The sequence below is a fragment of the Polaromonas sp. P1_G2 genome (assembly GCF_056405515.1).
In genome coordinates, this window is sequence record NZ_JBFUBY010000268.1 from 1 (window position 1) to 5,714 (window position 5,714).

Annotated in this window: 10 protein-coding genes; 5 read left to right on the forward strand and 5 right to left on the reverse strand. The window is 63.1% G+C overall.

What is annotated here, in order from left to right; all coding sequences use genetic code 11:
* From AC1D0P_RS20895 to AC1D0P_RS20905, 3 genes are all read right to left on the reverse strand, one after another.
* Nucleotides 1–239 (reverse strand): thiolase family protein (locus AC1D0P_RS20895; RefSeq protein ID WP_477678502.1); only part of this gene is annotated, 239 nt, incomplete at its 3' end.
* A 29-nt stretch (nt 240–268) separates the two neighbouring features.
* Entirely contained in the window at nt 269–919 is a 651-nt protein-coding gene (locus AC1D0P_RS20900; RefSeq protein WP_477678503.1) for a 3-oxoacid CoA-transferase subunit B, read from the reverse strand.
* Nucleotides 916–1,632: a 3-oxoacid CoA-transferase subunit A gene (locus AC1D0P_RS20905; RefSeq protein WP_477678504.1), complete on the reverse strand. Its 717-nt coding sequence runs from the start codon at nt 1,630–1,632 to the stop codon at nt 916–918. The genes AC1D0P_RS20900 and AC1D0P_RS20905 overlap by 4 nt, the downstream gene beginning before the upstream one ends.
* A gap of 112 nt (nt 1,633–1,744) precedes the next feature.
* On the opposite strand from AC1D0P_RS20905, the gene AC1D0P_RS20910 reads away from it, so the two are divergent.
* Nucleotides 1,745–2,548, forward strand: a complete 804-nt coding sequence (locus tag AC1D0P_RS20910; RefSeq protein ID WP_477678505.1) for an IclR family transcriptional regulator — start codon at nt 1,745–1,747, stop codon at nt 2,546–2,548.
* Nucleotides 2,549–2,563: 15 nt separating this feature from the next.
* On the opposite strand, the gene AC1D0P_RS20915 is transcribed toward AC1D0P_RS20910, so the two are convergent.
* Nucleotides 2,564–2,785 carry a hypothetical protein gene (locus AC1D0P_RS20915; protein WP_477678506.1) on the reverse strand — a complete coding sequence of 74 codons (222 nt, stop codon included), beginning with the start codon at nt 2,783–2,785 and terminating at the stop codon, nt 2,564–2,566.
* A 194-nt stretch (nt 2,786–2,979) separates the two neighbouring features.
* Here AC1D0P_RS20915 and AC1D0P_RS20920 point away from each other — a divergent pair, with 194 nt between their 5' ends.
* On the forward strand, nt 2,980–3,414 hold the full coding sequence (locus AC1D0P_RS20920; protein ID WP_477678507.1) for a DUF1841 family protein: 435 nt from the start codon (nt 2,980–2,982) through the stop codon (nt 3,412–3,414).
* A 55-nt stretch (nt 3,415–3,469) separates the two neighbouring features.
* On the opposite strand, the gene AC1D0P_RS20925 is transcribed toward AC1D0P_RS20920, so the two are convergent.
* A complete protein-coding gene (locus AC1D0P_RS20925) occupies nt 3,470–4,204 on the reverse strand; it encodes a c-type cytochrome (protein WP_477678508.1) in 735 nt (244 codons plus the stop codon).
* Nucleotides 4,205–4,339: 135 nt separating this feature from the next.
* On the opposite strand from AC1D0P_RS20925, the gene AC1D0P_RS20930 reads away from it, so the two are divergent.
* The 3 genes from AC1D0P_RS20930 to AC1D0P_RS20940 all read left to right on the forward strand — a co-directional run.
* Nucleotides 4,340–5,194, forward strand: a complete 855-nt coding sequence (locus AC1D0P_RS20930) for an AAA family ATPase (protein ID WP_477678509.1) — start codon at nt 4,340–4,342, stop codon at nt 5,192–5,194.
* Nucleotides 5,195–5,209: 15 nt separating this feature from the next.
* Nucleotides 5,210–5,431, forward strand: a complete 222-nt coding sequence (locus AC1D0P_RS20935) for a hypothetical protein (protein WP_477678510.1) — start codon at nt 5,210–5,212, stop codon at nt 5,429–5,431.
* A gap of 28 nt (nt 5,432–5,459) precedes the next feature.
* The coding region (locus AC1D0P_RS20940) for a hypothetical protein (protein ID WP_477678511.1) at nt 5,460–5,714 on the forward strand (255 nt) is incomplete at its 3' end.

Sequence of the window (5,714 nt, forward strand, 5' to 3'; positions counted from 1 at the left end):
TCCATGGGCAGGCCGGCCAGCAAGGCTGCCATGCGCGCCACGTTGCGATTGTCTTCGCCGGCCTGGTTGGCGCAGCCGTAGATCACGTCGGTGACGGCCTGCCAGTCCACCTTGGGGTTGCGCGCCATCAGCGCCTTCAGCGGGGTCGCGCCCAGGTCGTCGGTGCGCACGCTGCTCAGGGCGCCGCCGTAGCGGCCGAAGGGGGTGCGGATCGCGTCGCAGATAAAAGCTTGGGTCATGGTGTGTCTTTTTCCGAAGAGGGTGAAGTTCAGGCGGCCGCAATCGGCAGGCCGACCAGTATTTCGAGTTCCGCGTGCGTGAGGCCTTCGACGGTGTCGATCAGCTTCAGGCCCTGCGGCGTGCATTCCAGTGTCGCGAGATCTGAATACACACGCTTGACGCAGCCTATGCCGGTCAGCGGGTAGCTGCATTGGCTCACCAGCTTGCTGGCGCCCTGCTTGGTCAGCAAATCCATCATGACCCAGGTCTGCCGCGCGCCTATGGCCAGGTCCATGGCGCCGCCCACCGCCGGAATCGCGCCGGGCTCGCCGGTGCTCCAGTTGGCGAGGTCGCCGGTGGCCGAGACCTGGAAGGCGCCCAGCACGCAGATGTCGAGGTGGCCGCCGCGCATCATCGCGAAGCTGTCGGCATGGTGAAAAAACGCGCCGCCCTTGAGCAGCGTCACCGGCTGCTTGCCGGCGTTGATCAGGTCGTAGTCTTCCTGGCCTTCGGCGGGCGCCGGGCCCATGCCGAGGATGCCGTTCTCGCTTTGCAGAATGACCTCGCGGCCGGCCGGCAAATGGTTGGCCACCAGCGTGGGCTGGCCTATACCGAGGTTGACGACGGCACCGTCAAAAATATCCTGCGCGACGCGGGCTGCGAGCTGGTCCTTGCTGCGGCGTTGGTAAGTCATGGTCATGCCGCTTTCTTGAGGCCGCCGGCTTGGGTGGCTATGCGTGGGATTTTGACGACGTGGTGGACGAAGATGCCCGGCGTCACGATGGTCTCAGGGTCAAGGTCACCGAGCTCGGCGATCTCGTGCACGGTGGCGATCGTCTTTTTGGACGCCGTCGCCATCACCGGGCCGAAGTTGCGCGCCGCCATGCGGTAAGTCAGGTTGCCCCAGCGATCGCCGCGTTCGGCCTTGATCAGGGCCACGTCGCCGTAGATCGGCATCTCGAGCACGTACTGCCGGCCGTTGATCTCGCGGGTTTCCTTGGCGCTGCCGTCGGCGTTCAGGGCCAGTTCGGTGCCATAGCCCGTGGGGCAAAAGAACGCGCCTATGCCGGCGCCCGCGGCGCGAATGCGCTCGGCCAGGTTGCCCTGTGGCACCAGTTCAAGCTCCAGCTTGCCGCTGCGGTACAGCCCGTCAAACACCTGGCTGTCGGCCTGGCGCGGAAAGCTGCAGATGATCTTGCGCACGCGCCCGGCCTTGAGCAGCGCGGCCAGGCCGACCTCCGCATTCCCCGCGTTGTTGTTCACCACCGTGAGGTCTTTGGCGCCCTGCGCGATCAGGCCGTCAATCAGCTCGTTGGGAATGCCCGCGGTGCCGAAGCCGCCTATCAGCACCGTTGAGCCGTCTTTCACATCCGCCAGCGCATCGGCGACGGAAGCGGCAATCTTGTTGATCATCCAGAAGTCTCCAGGTACGGCGGTTGCCTCACATTGAATGAGGGCCGCGTCAAATATTGTTCGACATTAGAACAAGAGTTCGTATAATGAATTTTAGGAGATTTCCCGCACCATGGCAAACGCCGCATCCACGCCCGCCACAGCCCACAAGCCGGGCGACGGCTACGTCCAGTCCTTCGCGCGCGGGCTGGAGGTCATACGCTCTTTCAGCACCGACGCGCCGCGCCAGACGCTGACAGAGGTCGCCGGGCGCAGCGGCCTGAGCCGCGCGGGCGCGCGCCGCATCCTGCTGACGCTGGAAACGCTGGGGTATGTGCACAACGACGGCAAGCTCTTCAGCCTCACGCCGCGCATCCTGGACCTGGGTTTTGCCTACCTGTCCTCCATGCCAATCTGGAACCTGGCCGAACCCGTGATGGAAGCGCTGGTCGGCGAGGTCAAGGAATCGTGCTCGGCTGCGGTGCTGGACGGCACGGACATCGTCTACGTGCTGCGCGTGCCCACGCACAAGATCATGAGCATCAGCCTGGGCGTGGGCTCGCGCCTGCCGGCTTACTGCACCTCCATGGGCCGCATGTTGTTGTCGGCCCTGCCCGGGGCCGAACTCATAAAGTGCCTGCAGGCCTCAACATTGACGGCCCGCACCAAATACACCGTGACCGACGTGAAAGAGCTGGCGGCCAAGGTCGCGCAGGCGCGCAAGCAGGGCTGGTCGCTGGTGAACCAGGAACTGGAAGAAGGGTTGGTGTCCATGGCCGCGCCCATCACCAACCGCGCCGGCCAGACAGTGGCCGCCCTCAACATCAGCGGCCAGGCCAACCGCACCAGCGCCAAGGCCATGCAGGAAAGCATGCTGCCGCAACTGCTGGCGGCGGCGCATGCGATTTCTCGCATGCTGAGCGTGCAACGCAGTTGAGGCTGATGGAACAGCTCAGTTCTTTTTAAAACCCACGACAAGTACGACCGCACCGAGAACGATGGCGCCCAGGCTCAGCCACTGCGGAATGTTGACCGACTCTTTTTCTTTCACGGTCAGCTGGATGGGGCCCAGCTTGGCGGCCGTCGTGTCCTTGGTGAAGCTGAAGCCGCCGGTGAAAAATCCGGCCAGGCCCAAAACGATCAGGACAATGCCTGTGATGCGTGCTGCGTTCATCTGAAATCTCCTCGCCGGGCTTGTGAATGGTTATGGAGTGGCCTTGCCCCGGAACTTCGCCACTGTGCTTCGTAATGTAGGCAGGGGCAGAGAAGCTGTCTGTAGGACGTAGCCAGCCAGCCCTGTGGCCCGAGCACTGAAAAGCACAACCCCAGGCCGGCATTGGAAAACACCCGCGTGATACGCTTTCGTCCATGTTCACGCCCTCACAAGCCGACGTTCGTCGCTTCTTCTGCTCCGTCTATGCCAAGGCCCGCGCCGGCCAGCCCATGGAGGCGATTGAAACCCTCGCCAGCCAGTGGATCGAAGAGCATCCCGAATACCATGCGGATTTCGCCGATGCCGACGGTGCGCTGGAAAAGATGTACGACGTCGAGGCCGGCAAGACCAATCCGTTTTTGCACCTCTCCATGCACCTGTCGATCAGCGAGCAATGCTCCATCGACCAGCCGCGCGGCATACGCCAGGCCGTGGAACTGCTGACGGCCAGGCGCAACTCCCTGCACGACGCCCACCATGAAACCATGGACTGCCTGGGACAGATGGTCTGGGAGAGCCAGCGCGCGGGGCGCCCGCCCGACGGCGCCGCGTACATAGACTGCGTTCAACGCCGGGCAACAAAAGACTGACCAACAAAAAAGCCGCTTGATGAAGCGGCTTTTTTGTTGGGCGGGATCTTCCGGCTTAGCGGAATTTCTTCTGCGGAATGGTCTTCAGGTCGCCGTCGATAGAGGCCAGGTAGTTGGCCAGCAGCTTCAACTCGGTATTGGTGTAAGGCTTGATCATGGCGCCCATGACGGCATTGCCGCGGCCGACCTTGGGGTTGCCGGGCTCCATCTTGTAGGCTTTCAGGGCCACAAAGAGATAGTCGGCGTGCTGGCCGCCGATCTTGGGGTATCCCTCGCCCGGAAGGCTGAAGTTGGTGCCGTGGCAAGACGCGCAATTGGCTTTGTCCAGCAGGGCCTTGACTTCGGCGCTGGGTTCCCTGCTGGGCTTGGCTATTTCGGGAGCCTTGGCCGATGAGGCGGCCTGGGCCGGCGCGGCGGCGGCCTTGGCCAATTCGGCTGCCTTGGCCAGCTCGGCGGCCGTCATGCCGTCGACGCTGTAGTGGGCGGCGAGGTCGGCGATGTCCTGGTCGGTCAGGGAGTCGGCGATGGCGCGCATCGTCGGATGTTTGCGTTCGCCTTTTTTGTATTCGTTGAGCGCGGCGACGATGTATTTGGCGCTCTGGCCGGAAATTTTCGGGACCTTGTAGACCTCGGGGAAGGAGGCCTGGTAACCCTGGATGCCGTGGCAGCCGATGCACATGGCATTCTTGGTTTCGCCGGCCTTGGCGTCGCCCTTGACTTCCTGGGCCAGGCTGGCAGCCGTCGCACAAGAGACAGCAACGGCGAATATCGTGGTGAACAGCTTATTCATTTTGCGCGCACAATCAGGTGGGAATTMATCTTATAAACAACCCCGGATTATATCTGGGCCTGTTGCCCCCAAGCACCGGCTGTTTTTCAAACCAAGAGAATAGCCCCCCAAACCCGCCCACATTGACGCCAGACCATGAAATTCCAAGGATCCAAGAACTACGTCGCCACCCAGGACCTGATGCTTGCCGTGAACGCCGCCGCCGCCCTGAAAAAGCCGCTGCTGGTCAAGGGCGAACCCGGCACCGGCAAGACCATGCTGGCCGAGGAAGTGGCCGAGTCGCTGGGCCTGCCGCTGTTGCAATGGCACATCAAATCGACCACCAAGGCGCAGCAGGGCCTCTATGAATATGACGCGGTGTCGCGCCTGCGCGACTCGCAGCTGTCCACCGTCGACGGCGGCGAAAAAGTCAAGGACATCCACAACTACATCGTCAAGGGCGTGCTGTGGCAGGCCTTCACCTCGGAAACGCCGGTGGCGTTGCTGATCGACGAGATCGACAAGGCCGACATCGAATTCCCCAACGACCTGCTGCGCGAGATCGACCGCATGGAGTTCTATGTGTACGAAACACGCGAACTCATCAAGGCCAGGCACCGCCCGCTGGTGTTCATCACCTCCAACAACGAAAAAGAACTGCCCGACGCGTTTTTGCGCCGCTGCTTTTTCCACTACATCAAGTTCCCCGACGCCGACACCATGAAGCAGATCGTCGACGTGCATTTCCCGGATCTCAAGAAAGAGTTGCTAACGGCCGCGATGAAAACGTTTTACGACGTGCGCAACCTGCCCGGCCTCAAGAAGAARCCSTCGACCWSCGARCTGCTGGACTGGCTCAAGCTGCTGGTCGCCGAAGACATCCCGCTGGACGCCCTGCAAAGCAAGGACGACAAGGTCGCCGTGCCGCCGCTGGTGGGCGCGCTGCTCAAGAACGAGCAGGACGTGACCCTGTTCGAGAAGCTGGTTTTCATGCAGCGCAACAATCGCTGAACACGGGATTCACACATGAGCCAAAAATCCTTGCTGGTCGAAGGCCTGTCCGACGCGGTCGGTTTTGTCGGCGGTGCGCTGCTCGGCTTCTGGGCCGGCCATCTGCTCGGCTTCGATATTTTTGAATCCGGCTACGGCAACGGTGCCATCGCCGGCATCGTGCTGGTCGGCCTGGGCGGCGGCGGCGGTTTGCAAGTTGCGCGGGCCTGGCGCGCCCGCCGCAAGAAAGCCGACTGACCCGCAAACACCTGACCGGAAGACGCCCATGCAGCACTCAACAGCCCCCGTCCGCCGCGCAGCCCTCCACGGCAGTTGCCTGGCCGCATTGCTGGCCCTGGCACTTCTCCCCGCCCCGTCCCATGCCTTCTGGGGCGCCCTCGCCAAGCTCGGCTCCGCTGCCGGAAAAGGCACAGCCGCCGCCGGTGCCGCCGGCAAAGGCGCGGCCGGCGCAGCGGGCGTGGCCGGCGCTGTCGAGGTGACGCAGGGCGCCAATGCAGCGGCGAAGGCAGGCAAGGCCGCC

Coding starts and splice junctions, on each gene's coding strand:
- AC1D0P_RS20900 (WP_477678503.1), bottom strand. CDS start 919: ATGACCATGACTTACCAACGCCGCAGCAAGGACCAGCTCGCAGCCCGC.
- AC1D0P_RS20905 (WP_477678504.1), bottom strand. CDS start 1,632: ATGATCAACAAGATTGCCGCTTCCGTCGCCGATGCGCTGGCGGATGTG.
- AC1D0P_RS20910 (WP_477678505.1), top strand. CDS start 1,745: ATGGCAAACGCCGCATCCACGCCCGCCACAGCCCACAAGCCGGGCGAC.
- AC1D0P_RS20915 (WP_477678506.1), bottom strand. CDS start 2,785: ATGAACGCAGCACGCATCACAGGCATTGTCCTGATCGTTTTGGGCCTG.
- AC1D0P_RS20920 (WP_477678507.1), top strand. CDS start 2,980: ATGTTCACGCCCTCACAAGCCGACGTTCGTCGCTTCTTCTGCTCCGTC.
- AC1D0P_RS20925 (WP_477678508.1), bottom strand. CDS start 4,204: ATGAATAAGCTGTTCACCACGATATTCGCCGTTGCTGTCTCTTGTGCG.
- AC1D0P_RS20935 (WP_477678510.1), top strand. CDS start 5,210: ATGAGCCAAAAATCCTTGCTGGTCGAAGGCCTGTCCGACGCGGTCGGT.